Genomic DNA, 19558 nt, shown 5'->3' with positions numbered 1-19558 from the left:
AAATTAACTCCTCACAATCTATATATTTTAATCGAACCTTCATAATTAACACTACGACTATTTTAACCCAATTGAAAACCTTTCGCAATGGAATCATTATGAAAACCCCATTAATCAACGATAATTTTTTTCAATTTATAATCATTATAAACTATCGGCCAGTTTTGTCCACTTATAAGACCGATTCTTTCCCATATTCCCGATTATGATGTAAAATGGTAAAAATCAGTCAAGAACGAAAGGAAGACAACATATATGAGACCATTGATCGGCATAACCGGCAACCAATTACTGGAAGCTGTCCCTGCTTTCTCAGGGATTTCCGTCGCCTACACACCCATCGGATTCGTGAAAGGGGTCCAGGCCGCTGGAGGCAATCCGTTGATCATTCCGATCGGCGCCCCCGAAACAGCAGCCGACTACGTCGCCAAAATCGACGGGCTGTTGTTGACGGGCGGACAGGATGTTTCCCCGAACTTTTACGGCGAAGAACCGAGCCTGCACATCGGCGCGACCTTCCCATTGCGCGACGATTTCGAAATGGCCCTTGTGGAGGAAGCTTTGAAGCAGAAGAAACCGATTCTGGCCGTCTGCCGTGGCCTGCAGATTTTGAACGTTCAGATGGGCGGCAGCCTTTACCAGGACCTTGCGCATGAATATCCGGAAATGCGCATCCAGCATCAACAAAAGACCGACTTCAAATATGCGACCCACTCCGTCATCGTGATGGAAGGTAGCCACCTCCACGGACTCGTCGGCGAAAAGCTGTCGGTGAATTCCTTCCACCACCAAGCGTTGAAAGTCGTCGCCAAAGGTTTGCAGCCGGTCGGATACAGCCCTGACGGCCTTGTTGAAGCCGTCGAAGCGACCAATCCGGAACAAAGCATCGTCGCCATCCAATGGCACCCGGAGACGATGATACCGGAAGCCATAAACATGCGACTGTTCTTTGAGGATCTGGTGGCGCGGTCTGCGCGCTAGGCATTTAGAGGTCGCCAACTCCGGTGAGTGGGCGTCGGTCGGAGTTGATGACGGAAAAGTTTCGTGTCCTCCGGTGAGGAAACCCTCACAGGAGGAACGCACAGTGTAATCGAGCTGTCCTCCGGCCAAGATTCTCTCGCAGGAGGACAGCACAATCCGCGGCCGGCTCCTCCGGCCAACCCGGCCTTCGCCGGAACAAAACAACAATAAAAGGCAAGCACTCAGACTCAATGTCTGGCTGCTTGCCTTTTTATCTTTTCACATTCTTTTACAGTCCTGATTCGTTCTGCAAAGCCTCGAAAGCTTCAGCGGATACGTCCGTCAGTTCGACGATCCAGTTCACTGTTGCATCGGTGCTGTTCAGGTTCTCCGGATTATTTTCCAATGCTTCGTTGACTGCCGTGATCGTGCCAGCCAATGGCGATGCCAAGTCGGTCATCGCTTTGGCGGCTTCCACGCCGATCAGAGTGTCGGTCGTTTTGATCGCTCCCGTTTCCGGCAGGTCGATGAAGCTGACTTCGCCCAGATCGTCATGGCCTTTTTCGGAAAGGCCGATGATGTACTTGTCCGCTTCCTTCTTGATCCAGAAGCCGTTCTCGCTGTATTTCACTGTATTTTCAGTCATATTGTTTTCCTCCTTCGCTTATTTCCAGGTAGTGGTTAATTTCTCTTCGTCGTGGCCGACCGTAATCTGTTTGCCGTCCGTAACGAATGGCCGGCGGATCAACATGCCGTCCGCTTCGAGCAGGTCCAGCGCTTCCTCCAGGTCCATGCCGTCAAGTTTGTCCTTCAGCTGCATTTCTTTGTACAGGTTGCCGCTCGTGTTGAAGATGCGACGCAGCGTCAGATTGCCTGATGCGATCGCTTGGCGGATGCTTTCCCGGTCCGGACGCTCTTCGCGGATGTCCTTCAATTCGTAGGCGATGCCCTCTTCGTCGAACCAAGCGCGCGTCTTTTTGCAGGTCGAGCATTGGGGATGTTGGTAGATGGTGATCATGCAATTCCTCCTTAAGTTAGGGTCAGATGCCGAAATGTTCGTCCTCGTCCGAGAACATGTAGCTGCGGTAATGGTAACGCATCGACATGACCAGTCCGATCCCGAGCATATTGCCGAGGAGCGCCGAGCCCCCTTGCGAGATGAACGGCAATGGGATACCGGTGATCGGCAACAGCCCGATCGTCATGCCAATATTTTCCAATACGTGGAACAGGATCATCATGATGACGCCCGTCGCCATGTAGGCATAAAATTCATTTTTCGTATCGAAACAGATGCGAATCATCTGATAGATCAGCAGGAAGTAGATGAAAATGAGAAAACACCCGCCGATGAAGCCGAAATTCTCGCCGATCGTGGAGAAGATCATATCGGAAACGCGAACCGGCACGTAGACTTCGGAAACGCCGAGGCCTTTGCCGAACAGTTTGCCTGATCCGATCGCTTTCATGCTTTGAGCCAGTTGATAGGCATCCCCGGTGCTGTCCCCAAACGGGTCGAGCCAGGAATCGATCCGGGCGAATTGGTAATTCTGGAAGCCGAAATTCAGGAGCACATCGCGGTTATAGACAACCAAGTAGATGAGCAGCGATCCAAGGGCCCCGATCGTCCCGAATACGGGAAGCAGGATTTTCCAGGATACGCCGGAAAGGAACGTCATGCCGATGATGATCGCCAGGAACACGAGCGTCGTCCCAAGGTCATTCTGCAGGATAACCAGCAGCAGCGGCGGTGCCGACCACATGGCGATCTTCAGGAGCAGGTTCATGTCGGTCTTTTCGGTCCGGTCATCAATCTGCATATTGTGTTCGGTGATGACCCGCGCCAGCATGATGATGAGGGCGACCTTCACGACTTCAGACGGCTGGAAGGTGACGCCACCGAAGCGGAACCAACTTTTCGCCCCTTGCAGCGCATAAGTATTGCGGTCATAGAAAATGAGGACCAGGAACAGTAATAGGATGCCGGCCCCGTATGCAATCGGCGCGACTTTCCAGAGTTGTTCGGAATCGAAATGCATCACGATGGCAGCGGCGATGATGCCGATGCCGTACCAGACGAGCTGCATGATGGTCGTACCGATGCCGCCGTCCGTCTGCAGGACAGTAGTTGAATAAATCGTCAGGACGCTGATGATGGCCAGAAGGAACACGGACAGGATAATGCCGTAATCGATCTTCGAAACATCCGCATTCTGCGTAGTTTGTTGATTTCGCATGATTAAATCCTTTCTTTCAAAAACAATAGGCGTGCTATCTATTCATTATATAGAAACTTCGCCCAAAAAAAAAGGCGAGGAGGTTTAAAAAAACCTAAACCTCTCTGCCTCGTCATTCCGGATTCAATCACTTGTCTGCTTGTTTGTTCCCTTGGATGCGCAGTTTTTTACGGATCAGGCGCCGTTTCAAAGATTGTTCGTTGACGGTCAACGCCAATGCGTTCTTCGAATAACGGATCGCATAGCGGCTCTCTTCCTTCAGGACAATCGGCAACGGTCGGAAATAATGGTACAGCATCACATTGAGGAAGCCACCCAATATCAGCACCGTCCCCATCAGATACAGCCACAGCAGCAGCGTGATCACGACCCCGATTGCACTGTTTCCGATGGCCTGGCTACCGGCGAGTCCGACATAAAAGGAGAACAGTTGCGAAATCAACAGGAAACCGATCGTTGCGAACGCCGCACCCGGCACCGAAAATTTGAATGACCATCGCACGTTCGGCACCACGAAATAAATGACCGTCATGATGATGGAGATGATCAGGAATGCCCCGATCCAACGGACATTTTCGAAGGCGGTGATGAAATCCAACTGGATGGACAAAAACTCTTCGAAGAAATCACGGATATATCTGCCGAACATGAACAAGAAAGCGACAAGCGAAATCATGGCGACCAACAGGAATGCGATCACAAACGAAAAGATCCTGTGGACGATGATGTTCTTCCGCATCTTCGTATTGTAAACTTGATTCAAAACGTTCTGAAAGACATTGAATGCTTTCGAAGCCGTCCAGATCGACAGAACCAGCCCGAATGAAACCACCCCACCACTGCCGCTGGACAAGTATTCTTCCAGTATTGGTGTGAGCGTATTGCTGACTTCAAGCGGCAAGGCCATCTCCACGTAGGCCAACACCTGCTCCCGCGGTAACGGCAACAACGGAATGACGTTCCCCAGCAACAACATTGTCGGAAGCAGCGCCAACAGCACATAGTAGGCCATCTCAGCCGACTGCCGTCCGATCTCCATCCGGCTCCAATGTTGCTGGAACAAGACGAGGATTTGGCGAATTTTTGGATTTTTGATGTATTTCCTTAATGCGTTCATTCCTTTTTCCTCCCGCCAAGCTCTATAGGTTAATCATAGCCAAAAGCGGCTGGGAATGCCACAGATAAGCATTACGTGTGAGATTTGTGTGGCTCCGGGGAAGGTAGTCCTCGCCGGAGATGGAGACTACAGAAAAATGTCACCTCCGGCCACGTCGGCTTCGCCGGAGTTCGCCTGACGGATACCGCCCTTCCTCCGGCCAGCATTCGCTCGCCGTAGTTGGTCGTTGGCGCGCACGCTGTTCTCCGGGCAGAGTCCCGCTCATCGGAGCTGACGTCCTCCTCCGGGGAAGGCAGTCCTCGCCGGAGATGGTGGTCCCAGAAAATGTCACCTCCGGCCACGGCGGCTTCGCCGGAGTTCGCCTGACGGATACCGCCTTTCCTCCGGCCAGCATTCGCTCGCCGTAGTTGATCGTTGGCGCACACGCTGTTCTCCGGGCAGAGCCCCGCTCATCGGAGCTGACGTCCTCCTCCGGCGAAGCCGGTCCTCGCCGGAGATAGGACCGCAATAAAATGTCACCTCCGGCCGCGTCGGCTTCGCCGGAGTTCGGCTGCCGCAAATCGCCTGTGCTCCGGCAAGCATTCGCTCGCCGTAGTTGGTCGTTGGCGCACGATCTGTTCTCCGGGCAGCACACCTTTCACCGGAGCTGACGCTCACCCCCGGTAGTCGGCAAATCAAAAAAACAGCTCTCCTCCAGCACAAAGGCCTTGGGAGAGCTGCATTGTCATCTATTTGCTTAGTCTACTTTCACGATCCAACCTTCAGGCGCTTCTAAGTCGCCGAATTGGATGCCTGTCAGTTCTTCATACAATTTGCGCGTCACAGGTCCGACTTCTGTTTCGGAATTGAAGACGTGGAAATTGTCACCGTACTGGATGCCGCCGATCGGAGAGATGACTGCGGCTGTACCGCAGGCGCCGGCTTCGCTGAACTCATCCAGCTTGTCGATGAAGACATCGCCTTCCTCGACTTCCATGCCCAAGTGGTGCTCAGCCAAATACAACAAAGAATACTTGGTGATACTCGGCAAGATTGATGGTGATTTTGGAGTCACGAAACGGTTGTCCTTCGTGATGCCGAAGAAGTTCGCGGAGCCCACTTCTTCGATCTTCGTGTGCGTTGCTGGATCCAGGTAGATGCAGTCGCTGAAGTTGCGATCATGCGCTTCTTTACCTGGCAGCAAGCTGCTTGCGTAGTTTCCGCCGACCTTGGCTGCACCCGTGCCGTGCGGAGCGGCGCGGTCGTAATCTGAAACGATGAAGTTCGTCGGCGTCAAGCCGCCTTTGAAGTAAGGGCCTACCGGCATCGCGAAGATGGAGAAGATGTATTCGGTCGCTGGGCTGACGCCGATGTTGTCGCCGACACCCATCAAGTAAGGACGTAGATAGAGCGTGCTGCCAGTATTGTATGGCGGCACCCATTTTTCATTGGCTTTGACGACCGCTTTAGCCGCTGCGACAAATTTTTCCACCGGAAACTCAGGCATCAACAGGCGTTGGCAGCTGTTGATCATCCGTTTAGCATTTTCGTCCGGGCGGAACAGGTTGATGCTGCCGTCTTTTGTGCGATACGCCTTCATCCCCTCGAAGCAGGATTGGCCGTAGTGCAGCACTGGAGACCCTTCGCTGATGTGGACTTTGTTGTCAGTCGTCATTTCGCCGTCGTCCCATTTCCCATCTTTCCAATAAGAAATGAAGCGATAATCAGTCTTGATATAACTGAATCCTAGATTTTCCCAATCGATGTTCAACGCTTTTTGTTCTGCTGTCTGTGTCATTTCTGTCATCCAAACCACTCCATATCTATATTATTTATCAGAATTAACGATGAGAAAAGCTGAACGGGTTCGTTCAGCCCTGAAAGAAATTTAGGAAATCGTGCCGACTGAGCATCGTAGAGCGCAATAGGTACGATTTATCTAATTTCCGAAGGGCTTACCCGTGAAGCTAGCCAACTGTTTTGATTGCATAAAACATTTTGCAAACCTGTAAAACACCAAAGGTGATGCACTTTTGGATTCAAAACATTTTATACTTTTCAACTCTATAAAAAAAGAATGAGCCTATGTGATTAGGCTCATTCTTTAATGAGAGCCCAATGAAACGGAAAGAGGACTCTACTTGTAGTAAGTAAGAATCCTGGGCTAAATCACTTTTAGAATGACTAGGGCATCGAATGAGAACGACGCTTTCTTTTTGTTCAGTAGTGTGCACATTCCGCAAGTCGCATCCATTCTCATTCTCCCCCTTCTGTTTGTTAGATTATGATGTAATTCTATGCCTGTATCTAATGAATGTCAAATGCTTTTTTCATCATTTTGTAATAAATAGGCTTTGAAACGTTCAGAAAATCATTTCGGCAAGCGGTACGTTGCCGGGAAGGCTTGCTGGATCAAAGCGATGTCCTCTGCATCCAAACGGACTTCTGCGGCTTCGAGGTTCTCAAGCACTTGCTGCCGGTTGCGTGCACCCGGAATGACGGCGTCGACGACATCCTTGGACAAGTAATAGGCCAAAACGACATTCTGCAGCCCGGTCCGGTGCTTCTTAGCGAGCGGCCGGATCTGATCCACACGTTTTAGGATGTCCAGATAGGTACCCCCCTGGAACTGCGGACGCTTCTGTTGTTTCTCCGACAGGACCGAAGCTTGCGTGTACTTGCCGGCCAAAAGCCCGGACGCGAACGGGAAGTACGGGATGAAGGAGATGCCCTGTTCGCGGCAATAAGGGAAAAGCTTCTCTTCGGCCGACTGGTTCAGGAGGTTGTATTCATCCTGGACAACGTCGATGTAGCCGTTGGCGTTGCCTTCCTTCAGCTGCTCCAGATTGAAATTGGAGACGCCGATGGCACGGATTTTCCCTTGTTCCTTCAGTCGATGCAGCGCGCCGACAGCTTCGGCTTTGGGTGTCTTTTCATCCGGAAAATGGATGTAGTAAAGGTCGATATGATCGGTCTGCAGACGTCTCAGGCTGTTCTCGACCTGCTCCGTCAGGAAAGCCGGATTGTTGTTCAGGACGATGCCGGCTTCGGTCACCTCGTGCGCGCCTTTTGTGGCGATGACCACGTTATTGCGCAGGTTGTGTTCCTTCAGCGTCTTGCCGATGATCGTTTCGGAAGTGCCCATTCCATACATAAACGCCGTGTCGATGAAGTTAAGTCCTTTATTGATCGCGCTCAAAAGCACGTCGCCGCCGTATTCGGTGTTCGTTTCCGGATCGGCTGCGGCAATTTTGTTCGCCCCCAGCCCGATTGGATGGATCAGTAGGTCGGTTCTTCCCAATTTCACAAGTTCTGTCATATCGTTTCCCCTTTCCTTGCCCGTTCATTTATTCATTCGTTTATTTTTTGCCAAGATGGACCCGTTTGGACCAGAAGCCGCCGTGGATGTACTTCGGATCGTATGAAACCATGAAAGCTTTCGGATCGATTTCCAACACTTTATTTTGAAGATGGCGTTCGGCTTTCCGCGTCAGCAGGATTTCGAGCACAAGACGCTCGCCGTCCCTCCCGTGGGCTCTGTAGCAAGAGACCCCGTAGCCAAAATCGCGCAGTTGATTCGGCATTGAGCTGTCCACGTCCTGCGTCATGACTGTGATCATCGTGTACCCAAGCGCGAGCAAATCCTCGATTTTGATGCCGATAGCGATACCGGCGCCGTACCCGAGCGCATAGGCTGCCAGATTGAGCGGGTTGTCCAGACTGTTCATGACCATCGACAGACCCAAAACATAGATGACGATTTCCACCATACTCAATAGTGGCGCCAAAACGCGGTAGCCTTTTATCGTCAACATGAACCGGATCGTGTTCATCGTCACATAGCTCAGACTGATCGCGAATATTTTCGCCAATAATCCCCAATCGAACATCGTCATCACCCTCTCCTTTTTTGATTCAAACCTATCCTGTTAGTATTGTGCAGGATGGCGGGTGTATTCCCCTGTTACGATATCCATTTCCAGCAATTCCCCGGTCGTTCCGTTGTAGCGGTAAAAACCGACGGAGCTGGCTATATCGGTGCCGTTTTCGCGGATGTTGATGGTGACTTCATTGGCCTCGACCGATTCTACGATGAACAGGTACACTTCGCTTTCGACATAGCCTGTCAATTGTGTGATTGTTTGTTTTGCCTCAGTGATCAGCGTGTCCTGATCGGCGGTCTGGGCAGTATCGTTTGTTGTTGCGGGATCTGCAGTGGTGCTGCTTGCGGACGGCGTTTGTGCCTGTACGCTCTCAGCCGCTTCCAGACTGCTGGCTCTTGAAGCAGCCTGATTGCTCGCTTCGGTCGTCGTTTGTGAATCTGCAACCTGCGACGTGCTTGTCGCCGCCTCTGTAGCTGTCGTGTCTGTTGCCGGGTTTTGGCACGCGACAAGCAGCCATGCTGTTGACCCTAAAAGAAATGCGGATAATCTTTTCTTATGCATAATTTCCCCTCTTTCATCCAGTATGTGGTTCTATTGTACCTTTTTTGCGTAGAAAATGCTTTTCCCATCCATTAACTTAATCGAACCTTTACAATTTTATTGGATGCGGTGCAATATCGCGGCAGCTCATTCGGTTTGCCCGCTTCGATCAAATTTGGCAAAAAGTGGCTGCCGAAGAAGAGCAATGCAAACTGGCCCTCAGCTCCGGCGAGGGTTCATTCGCCGGAGGAGACCGGTAATAGATGGGCGCTCCTCCGATGAGGCTTCTGCTGGTCGGAGGAAACCATCCAAATGCGGTCCTGTCCTCCGGCGAAACACCCCTCACCGGAGGACGACAATCGTTATGCGCCACGAAAGCAAAAAGCACCCCGGTGAGGGTGCTTTATGGTTGTATGTTGTGTGTTCGGTGACTTGCTGTTGGCTTTTAGCCCTTCAGCCCTTCCTTTTCGAGGATCAGGTCGTAGCAAGCGATTCCCTGCAGTAGCACCTTCTCGTCGAAGTTGAAACGGCTGCTGTGGAGCGGGTGCGTCCAACCCATGTCGGGACGACCTGTCCCCAGCAGGATGAAGGCGCCGCGGATGCTCTCTTGGTAGAAAGCGAAGTCCTCGGCCAGCATCAATGGTTTGACGACCTCGTAGGCATCGCCCGGCAAGGCGTCCATCAACGTTCCGATCATTTCCGCATCGTTGGTGACTTCCGGATAGAAATCGCGGATATCCAACGTGCAGATGACACCACTCATGCGCTCGATGCCTGCGCAGATGTCGGCAAGGCGTTCCTTGATGGAAGCATAAACTGCTTTGTCGTAACTCCGGATCGTTCCGGTCATCTCGGCTTTTCCGGCCACGATATTGCGGGCTTCCCCGGCATGCAACGTGCCGATGTTCACGACAGCTGGTTGCAACGGATCAAGATCGCGGGCCAGAATGTTCTGGACCGAGAGCAGGATCTGCGCGGCGGCAACCAAGGCATCCTTGCCGAAGTGCGGCTGCCCGGCATGCGAGCTGACGCCCTCAAGCGTGATGTCGAATTCACCGTTGCGCGCCATCAAAGGTCCTTTGGCCAAGCCGAGAATGCCTTCAGGCAGACTCGGATACAGGTGGTACCCGTAGATCTTTTCGACCTGCAGTTCCTGCAGGATGCCGGAATCCATGATCCATTTCGCGCCGCCCGGTCCCTCTTCAGCCGGCTGGAAGACCAAAACGACGGACTTTTCCAAAATAGGCAGGGACTTCAGGTATTTTGCGAAACCCAACAACAAGGCCATGTGCCCATCGTGTCCGCACGCATGCATTTTGCCCGGATGAAGGGAAGCGAAATCCGCTCCAGTTTCCTCGGTTACTTCCAAGGCGTCCATGTCCGCACGGAAAGCGATTGCTTTCGGGGACTTGCCCTCCAGGACGGCTACCCATCCTGTTTCGGCGGTGCTGATCGGTTCATAACCGAACGACACCAGCTTTTGGCGGACGTATTCCGAAGTCAACGGCAGATCGAAGCCGATCTCCGGAATCTGGTGGAGCTCCCTTCGGATCGTCTTCACCGTATCGTATAATTCTGCAATCTGCATGCTGTTCACCTGGTCCCTCTACATGTATTTATTAGTCTCTTAAGTCAGCCAATAATTGGGTTTTTTCGCTTGTCTGAGCGTCTTTCATCTTCACGATCTTTGCAGGGGATCCCGCAACAACCGCGTTAGCCGGTACGTCTTCCAAAACGATTGCGCCAGCTGCGACAACAGCGCCTTCGCCGATGTGCACGCCTTCGATGATGACAGCGTTCGCGCCGACCAAAACACCGTCTTCAATGATGACTGGTGATTTCGAAGGTGGCTCAAGTACGCCTGCGACCACTGCGCCTGCTCCGATGTGGCAGTTTTTGCCGATCGTGCCGCGTGCGCCGACTACCGCGCCCATGTCGATCATTGTGCCTTCGCCGATGATTGCGCCGATGTTGATGACTGCACCCATCATGATGACGGCACTCTTGCCGATCGTCACGTGATCACGGATGAATGAGCCTGGCTCGATGCGCGCTTCGATTTTGGTAGTGTCCAACAATGGAATTGCGGAATTGCGTCTGTCGTATTCCATGACGTGGTCTTTGATCTTATCTTTGTTTTCTTCCAAGAAAGGATAGATCGCTGCAGCGTCGCCGAAGACCGTGTAGCTGTCTCCGTTTCCGAAGAACTTCAAGCCTTCGTAGGCAGGATTCTCGAAATCCCCTTTGATGTATAGTTTTATAGGTGTTTGCTTTTCGGCAGCCTTGATGTAAGCCGCGATTTCGTAAGCATCTGTCAATAATAGTTCGCTCATTTTGATGTTTCCTCCCGATCATTTTTTTCTGTTCCAACATGCCCATTATAGCATGCCAGCCTGTGTTTGCCCTATGCGGCGGACGGCCGTTTGTTCCTGAAATGCAAAAAAAATAGCGGTAAGCGAGTGCTTACGGCTACGGAGACCTGCATTCGCCCAACCAAGCTAAAGCGCAATCCATTGTCATCGGGCAACGACAATGGAACAGCCCCACATTTGTTCAACCTGGGTCCAGCATCTGCATGCTTCGGCGACCGTCCCTTTCCCTTGCGGTACTCTTGACCAGACGCGACCTCTTTTTGCTTGGCGATTCATTTATTTTTCTAATCGTACACTTATCCGGCAAAACTGTCAACCGATTCGGGGCAGAAGCTGGATTCCGCTTGGTTTTTAAGTGTTTCGGGGTTGCGCATAATGGATTAAGCTGACCTCCGGATCGGAAAGTGGCGGGAAGGATCGGCCACTCCTATGTGAAAACGCTCATCAAACTCGCGGTTTTCTAATTTTCATCCAAGTGTGTGCAACTTTGCATAGAAATACGCCTGCAATCGTGTTATGTTATTTTCATGATATTGGACGTCAGCAATCGGCTGGCGCACGTTCGACTATACATTGATTAAGGATATTTCATCCGGAGGAGATAAATTATGAGCAGAGAAACGAACCGTTTTGTGAAGCAACTGAAAGGATCGCCCATCCGTAACTTCGATGCCGCCATCAGCGATGTGAAGGACCTGATCCGTTTCACGATGGGGGAGCCCGATTTCGATACGCCGGAATTCATCAAGGCGGCGGCCGAAGAGGCGCTGAAACAGAATCAAACCCACTACGCCCCTTCCGCCGGCGTTCTAGAGACCCGCAGAGAAATCGCAAAATTCATGGAGCGGAAATACGGACTGCATTACAACGCGGATACCGACATCATCCTGACTGTCGGCGCGACGGAAGCGATCACCGCCTCGATGTTCGCGCTGATGAATCCGGGCGACAAAGTGATCATCCAATCGCCGGCCTTCCCGCAGTATGAATACGTCACGCATTTGGCAGGCGGACAGAGCGTCAAGATCGACACATCCGAGACGGGCTTCCTGATCACGCCGGAGGACCTGACGGCGGCGTTGGATGCGAATCCGGAAACGAAGATGGTCGTGCTTACCTATCCGAACAACCCGACCGGCGCTACTTACACGCAGGCGGAAGTCGAAGCGTTGGCCGAAGTCATCAGGAAATATGATGTTTTCGTGCTTAGCGATGAGATCTACAGCGAACTGACCTACGACGGCAGCCATACCTCAATCGCCAAGTACATCCCTGAGCAGTCCATCGTCATCAACGGCACTTCGAAAAGCTACGCGATGACCGGCTGGCGCGTCGGCTTTGTCGCTGCCCAAGCGGACTTGATCCGCGAAATTTTGAAATATCACCAAAGCCTGGTCACTTGCGGCTCCACGCCTGCACAGACCGCAGCCGGAGTTGCGTTCCGCGACGGTGATGAAGCGACTGCCACGATGAAAGCTGCCTACCTCAAGCGCAGGGACATCCTGCTGGAAGGTCTGACTGCTGCCGGGCTGAAGATGAACAATCCGGACGGCGCCTTCTACCTGTTCCCGCGCATTCCGGAGCAGTACGGCAACGATGACTGGAATTTCTGCATCGACTTGGCACGCAAAGCCGGCGTTGGTGTCATCCCTGGTTCGGCTTTCGGCGAATCCGGAGTCGGCTATTTCCGCATGAGCTACGCCGCCAGCGACGAGAACGTCGTTGAAGGCTGCCGACGGATTGTTGCATTTCTGGATGAACTGAATGCGAAATAAGTGAATAAATGTTTAACCGCACAATCGGGCGATTGTGCGGTTTTTTCTGTCGGGTTTAGGCTTTTGGTTTTTGGCCGGGGATCCGGCCCGCATTCTGAGGGCTTGCTCCGGCGAGAGCCGGCCTCGCCGGAGGTACGGCTGACATTTGGCTTTCTCCTCCGGGGAGGGTGGCTTCCCCGGAGATGCGGGTGACATCATGTTCTGTCCTCCGGCCAAGACTGCCTTGGCCGGAGGAGCAGCCGCCCGCCCATCACCACAACAAAAAGAAGCACGCACCGACAGCAATCCGGCGCGCACTTCTCTCATAATAACTCGTTATCTTCTTACTCAGCTACCATCGCTTCGGCTTCCATTTCGCGGATCGATTCCGCGACTTTCACCATCATCGAGCATTCCACGCGTTTGCGGAACAGGTCGCAGCTGAATTCATAATTGCCTTTCAAGGATCCGGTTGCATGCAGCGAGTTTGCAGGGCAGCCGCCGCTGCAGTACAATTTAGCCCAGCAATCCTGGCATTCCGGCTTGGAATAGCAGTTGACTTCCTTGAACTGGCATTGCAGTTCCGGTTTGGTTACGCCATCCCAGATATTGCCCAGGCTGAATTCTTCATCACCCACGAATTGGTGGCAAGGGAATATTTCGCCCCAAGGAGTGACAGCCATGTATTCCGTTCCTGATCCGCAGCCGGAGATGCGTTTCTGGATGCACGGGCCTTCGGAAAGGTCCAGCATGTAGTGGTAAAAAGTGAAGTCGTTGCCCTCTTCGCCGCGCTTCAGCATTTCCTCCGCCAAGATTTCATACTGTCTGTACAGTGCCGGAAGATGTTCCTCCGTCAAAGCGTAAGGTTCGGATGGATCGCAGATGACTGGTTCCATCGACAGTTTGTCGAAGCCAAGATTAGCGACGTGGAAAATATCGTTTGTGAAATCGACGTTATTGCCTGTGTAAGTGCCGCGGACGTAGTATTCCTTGTCGCCGCGCCCTTCCACGAATTTCTGGAATTTCGGCAAAATATAGTCATAGCTGCCTTTTCCGTTAACAGTACGGCGCAGACGGTCATGGACTTCCTTGCGTCCGTCCAAGCTCAAAACGACATTGTACATTTCTTTGTTCAGGAACTCATTGATTTCGTCGTTCAAAAGCATCCCGTTCGTTGTGAAAGTGAAACGGAAAGTCTTGTTGGACTCCTCTTCTTTACTGCGAGCGTACTCAACGATCTGCTTGACGACGCGCCAAGCCATCAACGGCTCGCCGCCGAAGAAGTCGACGTCCAGATTACGGTGGAAACCGGAATTCTCAAGCAGGAAATCGATTGCTTGCTTGCCGACTTCGAATTTCATGATCGCTCTGTCGCCATTGTACTTGCCTTGGCTGGCAAAACAGTAATCGCAAGTCAGGTTGCAAGTATGCGCAACGTTCAGGCAAAGAGCCTTCACGAATGTTTGGCGGTTCTTCAAATCGATGGAAAGGTCTTGATACAAGTCTTCCGTGAACAATTCCCCATTTGACTTCAATTCTTCGACATCCGACAGCGTATCGCGGATTTCCGTTTCGTTGATTTCCGGGTCGTTCGCATATTGTTCCAGCATCATCGTGACGATCTCTTCTACCGGCGTCGCTTCGTACAGCGCGATGATATCGAAGGCAAGGTCGTCGACGACATGCACGGCACCGCTGTAGGTATCCATTACGATATTGTATCCGTTCAGTTTATATTGATGAATCATTTCGGTTTCAAACTCCTTTTTTGTCCATAAAATTGCCGCCCAACTGGAATCAGTCGGGCGGACTCTTTTTTTACTTCGCTGCTTGTCTAGGGTTCACACAGCTTTGGTTGGCGATTCCGCAAGAAGTTTTGCATGCGGATTGGCAAGATGTTTGGCATGCTCCGCAGCCGCCGTGTTTGGCAGTATCCTTCAGGTTGCGGGTGCTTAAAGTTACGATTCTTTTCATAACGACATCTCCTCTGAAATAGGTTAAGGGAGCATATTGCTTGACAGAAAAATGCTCCCTTTGTGAATTATTTTACCAACAAATTGTTAGTCCGTCAATCTACCGGCCTATCAGCATAGTGACCGTTTTTATAAAAATCGTGATTCATCCAATAACTATCAAAATGTAAGTTAATGAGCAAGGATTTTGTGATGTACAATTCGGATATTTTTCGGAAGCCCTTCGGCATCGCTGTAGACCTTTATCCCCTTTTCCAATAGCGTATGGATTTGGCGGATAAAACCGTTACTGATCCGTTCCCCAGGCACCAACAAAGGAATTCCGGGCGGGTAAGCCCAAACGTATTCGGCTGCCGTTTGCCCTATCGCGTTTTCAATCGGGCAATCTATTTTTTCCGATTCCAAGGCCTGCCAGATTTCGCATTGCTTTTCGGGTAAGGAGAAAAGCAACGTTCCGTTGTACAGTGTGTGCCCTCCAGACTTAGAGTCGAGCGTGCCGTCGATGGCCAACAGCGCATCGGCCAAAGCATCCATAGCGGCATCTGTATCGCAGACGCTGGTCATCGCCAACGCATGATCGCCGTAAGCCATCTCCATTTCGATATGGTATTCGCTCCGCAACATTTCGGAAAGTTTCTGTCCGGTCAATCCGGTTCCTTGCGTCGAAATCAAAATTTTGCCTTTGTCGAAGGCGAAAAAGGTTTTGTGAGCGTCAAGTCTGTCTTTGCCATGGCAAAGCACCTTCAGATGCTGGAGCTGCTCCATTTTTTCCGAGAAGTCGGTTAACCTTTGATTGTAGGCTTCGAATAGCTGATCTCCCTCATCCCGCAGCAAACTGAAACAGCGGTCAATCGAAGCCATCAGCACATAGGAGGGCGAACTGCTTTCGAAGATGGCAAGTTGCCGGGCCAGTTCTTCGGGTCTGATCAGGTCGCTAGTAAGATGGGCCAACGACGTCATCGTCAACGAAGGCAACGTCTTGTGCAGACTCTGGATCACGATGTCGGCGCCGAGTGCTGTCGCGCTGGCCGGAAAATGTTGCGAATAATTGAAATGCGAGCCGTGCGCCTCATCGACCAGCAACGGAATCCCTTGCGCATGACAGATATCGGCAATCGCCGCGATGTCGCTGACCACCCCTTCGTACGTCGGCGATGTCAGAATGACCAGCTGCGTATCCGGATGCTTTTTCAGCGTATTGGCGATGCTTGCCGTCGAGATGACGCCGTGGATGGCGAATGCTTCATCCATTTCCGGCATCAGATAGACGGCCTCCAATCCGAAAAGTTCGATGGCATGATAGACGGATTTGTGGCAATTCCGGGCGACCGCAATCTTGCCGCCGCGTTTGGTAGCAGCGCGGACCCCAGCAAGGATGCCGCAAGTGCTGCCGTTCACTAGGTAGAATGAGCGCTTGGTGCCGTAGAAGTCTGCTATTTCTTCCATATATTCATTGAGGATGCCGCTCCCGCCGTGCAGATTGTCGAAGCCGTCAATTTCCGTGATGTCGATGTTGTAAGGAAGATCCGTGCCTAGCAGCGCAGTGTTCCGCTTATGCCCTGGCATGTGCATCGGGATGCTGTTGGACGACGCATGTGCTTTCAGCCTGTCCAACAAAGAAGGTTGTGTTGTATGTTTGTCCATAAGTATGTCCTTTTCCTGATGATATTGTTCTACTATCATTATACCAGAGGAAAAAAGCATCCAAACGTAAAAAATTGCCCGTTCTCACTCTTTATCGTGAGAACGGGCAATTTTCAATGTATTTATTTACCCAGCTTGACGCGGAACAAGCCACCCGCCAGTTCCTCTTCCGTCTCGCCGTCCTTCGCGGTCGTGATGTAGAGATACTCCAGATCCTTACCGCCCAGGCAGCAGGACGTCGCATTCTTCACCGGCATCCGGATTTCCTCCAGCTTCTTGCCGGTCTCCGGGTCCCATTTGCAGACTTTGCCGCCGCCGTATTGCGCCACCCAGATCATGCCTTCCGGGTCCACACACATGCCGTCCGGATTGCTGCCGTCGGTGATCTCGACAATGTATTTCTCGAAACTCGCTTCACCCGTTTTTGTGTCATAAGCATAGCGGCCCACTTTCTTGGTCGGCGTGTCGATGAAATAGAGCGTCTTTCCATCCGGTGACCATCCCATCCCGTTTGCCAACGTCAGGCCATCCAAAACCGTGCGGACCGTTCCGTCCTTTCCGATGGCATACAAAGCGGCTTCCCCTTCATAGGTGTCCTCATAGCTCATCGTCCCGACAAGCAGTCGGCCTTTCGGATCCAACTTCCCATCGTTGTAGCGCATCCGTTCGTCATCGTGAGCTTTTGTCACCTGTTTCTTTTCCTTCGTCTTTGGATTGATCCGGAAAATACCGCCTATTTCGGCTTCCAGAATCATTCCCTCCTGATCGATGACGGCGCATCCGACCGGCCCATCGGTCAAGTAGGTTCTCACCTCACCTGTTTCCGGGTCGATGGCGTAGATCATGTTGTTTTCGATTGAAACGCAATAAAGCAAACTGTTCTCCGCGTCCCAGTGCGGCCCTTCCAGCAATGTCGAACCCGCATAGAAAACCAGTTCCGGTTCCCTCACCTTAGCCTGTTCGGATTTCTTTTCCATATTCATCCACCTCATATTCCTGTGTCATTTATGGTTTCAGTATATAACAACGAAAAATGCATTCCAATTGATACGATTTTGTGGATAGTTTTTGATATTTGGATGCTCGCGATTTTTTGTTCTCCCCTGAAAAATGCTATACTTTATGTGACTGTTCGAAGAGAGCAATTCTTCTGAACACATCTCGTCAAAAGGAGAATGGCCATGGAAGATCGCAGTACGCTTCTGATCAATCAGAGCACCATCAAGGAATTATTGGACATTGCGGATTTCAACAATCTCGTGCATCAGACATTTCAGGGCCTCGGTGACGGCACAGTCATCAACCCGACAAAATTGACGCTGGATCTGGGTGAAACTGGCGGTTACCCACCGTACGAAGGGTTCATGAACGCAATGCCGGCCTACATCGGTTCGCAGGATATCGCCGGCTTGAAATGGGTCGGGGGATTTTTAGGCGAACGCAAAGCTGCCGGACTGCCTTATATCACAGGGATGATTTTGTTGATCAATCCGCATCTCGGTACTTTCACCGCTGCCCTTGAAGGCGCTTATATCACCAATATGCGCACCGGGGCCCAGACCGCAAACGCTTTGCGGTATTTGCTCAAGAAACCGACCGTCACGATCGGCCTCTACGGAGCCGGGATGCAAGCCAGTACCAATATCCGGGCAATCGCGGATCTGTTCGACATCACCGAATTGATCGTCTGGAACCACAGGCGCAGCACAGCGGAAGCATTTGCCGAAAAAATGCAGCAACACGTAAAAGGCGCCATCCGCATTGTCGACGATCCCCGGGAAGCCAGCCAGGCCGAGGTCCTCATCACCGTCACACCAGCGCAGACTCCCCTCATTAAAGCGGAATGGATAAAAAAAGGCACCATCATCTTTCCGATGGGATCTTTCCAGGAAATCGAGGATGCACTCATCCTGAAGGCGGACAAAATCATCGTTGACCATGTGGAGCAGGCTCTCCATCGCGGTGCTTTGAAGAAACTGACGGGTGAAGGGAAGCTGTCCGAAAAAGATGTTTTTGCGACGTTGGGCGAATTGGCGGTCGGAAAGAAAGATGCCGGCGACCTTTCGCAGGACATCACCATCTGCATCCCAATCGGCACCGGAGCGATGGATGTTGCGATAGCCGGAGAAGTTTACCAAAGAGCACTCAAAAAAGGAATGGGCTACGCCTTTGATTTTGAAGCATAAAAAGTAGGAACGAACAGGAGGGATTTTTATGAATACCAACAACATCGAAAAACAAAACAGCCACTTGGACTTGCAGGATCAAGCGGTGCAGGATATTTTCGCGCTTTATCAGGATTATCCGGAAGTGCCTTACATTTCCAAAAAACGCGATAAGGAGGGTTGGCTGAACGCCGTCCGGATCGGATCGGAACAGCTCGTCCCCAAACGCAACATGATCCGTTTTGAGGAAGATATCTTGCCGGGTCATCTGATCCTGTTATGGCGCATCCAGTTCGGCACGTTCACGAACGAGAGCGGCTATCCGAAATATTTCGAATACAACTACGGCATCAACGGCCCTCAAGCGTTGGCTGAGGTGATCGAAAAAGGCTATGCGGTGGAGCTGTCGGCGACCGATTCACTGGATTACCTGAACGCAGCCATCCTGAAAGCCATCCTGAAACACTACGAAGTGGCCGGCTATTCCAAGATGAAGAAGCCGGAATTGATGGAGCTCGCGAAACAGGAATTGAGCGAGGAACAGCTCGCCTCCCAGTTCCCGCTGAGGGGATACCGCATCACTCCGGAAGGCGAAGCGATCCTGGCAAAATATCCGGAAGTCGTCGACCGCCATCCAAAGAAGAAATATTGATGGAACACAAACAAGCATCCAGAATTCGATTTCTGGATGCTTGTTTTGTGTGCGTTTCTCCGTTGAGGAGTTGCTTCATCGGCGGACAGCTTGCTGAAGGGGTTCGGATCTCCGGCCAGCGCAGCCAGGCCGGAGAGCATTTGGCTGATTGCGGTCGGTCCTCCGGTGAATGTTGTCCCAACCGGAGCTGGGACAACAAAAAATACCGAAAAAAAGAACCCGATCCGAAGACCAGGTTCCTATAAGTTTAATTTTGAATTAAGCTTTGTTTACGTTTGTTG

The 19558-nt window shown here is 51.7% G+C and carries 18 protein-coding genes and 1 riboswitch; of the genes, 4 read left to right on the top strand and 14 right to left on the bottom strand.

The genetic code is table 11. The features are described from left to right. Positions 1-255 precede the first annotated feature (255 nt). The gene (locus tag PH235_RS09910; protein WP_272162175.1) at positions 256-981 is read left to right on the top strand and encodes a gamma-glutamyl-gamma-aminobutyrate hydrolase family protein; all 726 of its coding nucleotides are present in this window, start codon (positions 256-258) and stop codon (positions 979-981) included. A gap of 268 nt (positions 982-1249) precedes the next feature. Here PH235_RS09910 and PH235_RS09905 read toward each other — a convergent pair whose 3' ends face one another. From PH235_RS09905 to dapD, 10 genes are all read right to left on the bottom strand, one after another. Beyond that, a complete protein-coding gene (locus PH235_RS09905; RefSeq protein WP_272162174.1) occupies positions 1250-1606 on the bottom strand; it encodes a glycine cleavage system protein H in 357 nt (118 codons plus the stop codon). A gap of 18 nt (positions 1607-1624) precedes the next feature. Continuing rightward, positions 1625-1978, bottom strand: coding sequence for a Spx/MgsR family RNA polymerase-binding regulatory protein (locus tag PH235_RS09900; RefSeq protein WP_272162173.1), 354 nt, complete (start codon positions 1976-1978; stop codon positions 1625-1627). 22 nt (positions 1979-2000) lie between these two features. Further along, on the bottom strand, positions 2001-3197 hold the full coding sequence (locus PH235_RS09895; protein ID WP_272162172.1) for an FtsW/RodA/SpoVE family cell cycle protein: 1197 nt from the start codon (positions 3195-3197) through the stop codon (positions 2001-2003). 127 nt (positions 3198-3324) lie between these two features. Further along, positions 3325-4314 carry a YihY/virulence factor BrkB family protein gene (locus tag PH235_RS09890; protein WP_272162171.1) on the bottom strand — a complete coding sequence of 330 codons (990 nt, stop codon included), beginning with the start codon at positions 4312-4314 and terminating at the stop codon, positions 3325-3327. A gap of 736 nt (positions 4315-5050) precedes the next feature. Further along, positions 5051-6091, bottom strand: coding sequence for a branched-chain amino acid aminotransferase (locus PH235_RS09885; protein WP_272162244.1), 1041 nt, complete (start codon positions 6089-6091; stop codon positions 5051-5053). A 573-nt stretch (positions 6092-6664) separates the two neighbouring features. Beyond that, positions 6665-7612 (bottom strand): aldo/keto reductase, encoded by a 948-nt coding sequence (locus PH235_RS09880; RefSeq protein WP_272162170.1) that lies wholly within the window; start codon positions 7610-7612, stop codon positions 6665-6667. 40 nt (positions 7613-7652) lie between these two features. Continuing rightward, positions 7653-8183: a DUF2179 domain-containing protein gene (locus PH235_RS09875; RefSeq protein ID WP_272162243.1), complete on the bottom strand. Its 531-nt coding sequence runs from the start codon at positions 8181-8183 to the stop codon at positions 7653-7655. A 39-nt stretch (positions 8184-8222) separates the two neighbouring features. Beyond that, positions 8223-8738 (bottom strand): hypothetical protein, encoded by a 516-nt coding sequence (locus PH235_RS09870; protein ID WP_272162169.1) that lies wholly within the window; start codon positions 8736-8738, stop codon positions 8223-8225. Between the two features lie 424 nt (positions 8739-9162). Beyond that, positions 9163-10305 carry a M20 metallopeptidase family protein gene (locus tag PH235_RS09865; protein ID WP_272162242.1) on the bottom strand — a complete coding sequence of 381 codons (1143 nt, stop codon included), beginning with the start codon at positions 10303-10305 and terminating at the stop codon, positions 9163-9165. A 31-nt stretch (positions 10306-10336) separates the two neighbouring features. Further along, complete coding sequence (dapD, locus tag PH235_RS09860; RefSeq protein WP_272162168.1) at positions 10337-11050, bottom strand: 2,3,4,5-tetrahydropyridine-2,6-dicarboxylate N-acetyltransferase; 714 nt, start codon at positions 11048-11050, stop codon at positions 10337-10339. Between the two features lie 160 nt (positions 11051-11210). Continuing rightward, positions 11211-11356, bottom strand: a riboswitch (Lysine riboswitch). 341 nt (positions 11357-11697) lie between these two features. Between dapD and PH235_RS09855 the strand changes: the two genes are divergently transcribed. Next, positions 11698-12864, top strand: coding sequence for an aminotransferase class I/II-fold pyridoxal phosphate-dependent enzyme (locus tag PH235_RS09855; protein WP_272162167.1), 1167 nt, complete (start codon positions 11698-11700; stop codon positions 12862-12864). Positions 12865-13187: 323 nt separating this feature from the next. On the opposite strand, the gene scfB is transcribed toward PH235_RS09855, so the two are convergent. From scfB to PH235_RS09835, 4 genes are all read right to left on the bottom strand, one after another. Beyond that, positions 13188-14591 (bottom strand): thioether cross-link-forming SCIFF peptide maturase, encoded by a 1404-nt coding sequence (gene scfB / locus PH235_RS09850; RefSeq protein WP_272162166.1) that lies wholly within the window; start codon positions 14589-14591, stop codon positions 13188-13190. Between the two features lie 70 nt (positions 14592-14661). Then, on the bottom strand, positions 14662-14817 hold the full coding sequence (gene scfA / locus PH235_RS09845) for a six-cysteine ranthipeptide SCIFF (protein ID WP_084253821.1): 156 nt from the start codon (positions 14815-14817) through the stop codon (positions 14662-14664). 170 nt (positions 14818-14987) lie between these two features. Then, complete coding sequence (locus PH235_RS09840; RefSeq protein ID WP_272162165.1) at positions 14988-16460, bottom strand: aminotransferase class I/II-fold pyridoxal phosphate-dependent enzyme; 1473 nt, start codon at positions 16458-16460, stop codon at positions 14988-14990. A gap of 122 nt (positions 16461-16582) precedes the next feature. Then, a complete protein-coding gene (locus PH235_RS09835) occupies positions 16583-17437 on the bottom strand; it encodes an SMP-30/gluconolactonase/LRE family protein (protein WP_272162164.1) in 855 nt (284 codons plus the stop codon). Between the two features lie 204 nt (positions 17438-17641). Here PH235_RS09835 and PH235_RS09830 point away from each other — a divergent pair, with 204 nt between their 5' ends. Then, on the top strand, positions 17642-18646 hold the full coding sequence (locus PH235_RS09830) for an ornithine cyclodeaminase family protein (protein WP_272162163.1): 1005 nt from the start codon (positions 17642-17644) through the stop codon (positions 18644-18646). Between the two features lie 28 nt (positions 18647-18674). Next, on the top strand, positions 18675-19277 hold the full coding sequence (locus tag PH235_RS09825) for a hypothetical protein (RefSeq protein WP_272162162.1): 603 nt from the start codon (positions 18675-18677) through the stop codon (positions 19275-19277). Positions 19278-19558: the final 281 nt, after the last annotated feature.

This window comes from Trichococcus sp. K1Tr (assembly GCF_028309625.1).
Lineage (GTDB): Bacteria > Bacillota > Bacilli > Lactobacillales > Aerococcaceae > Trichococcus.
This window is presented reverse-complemented; position numbering and strand designations above follow the sequence as displayed.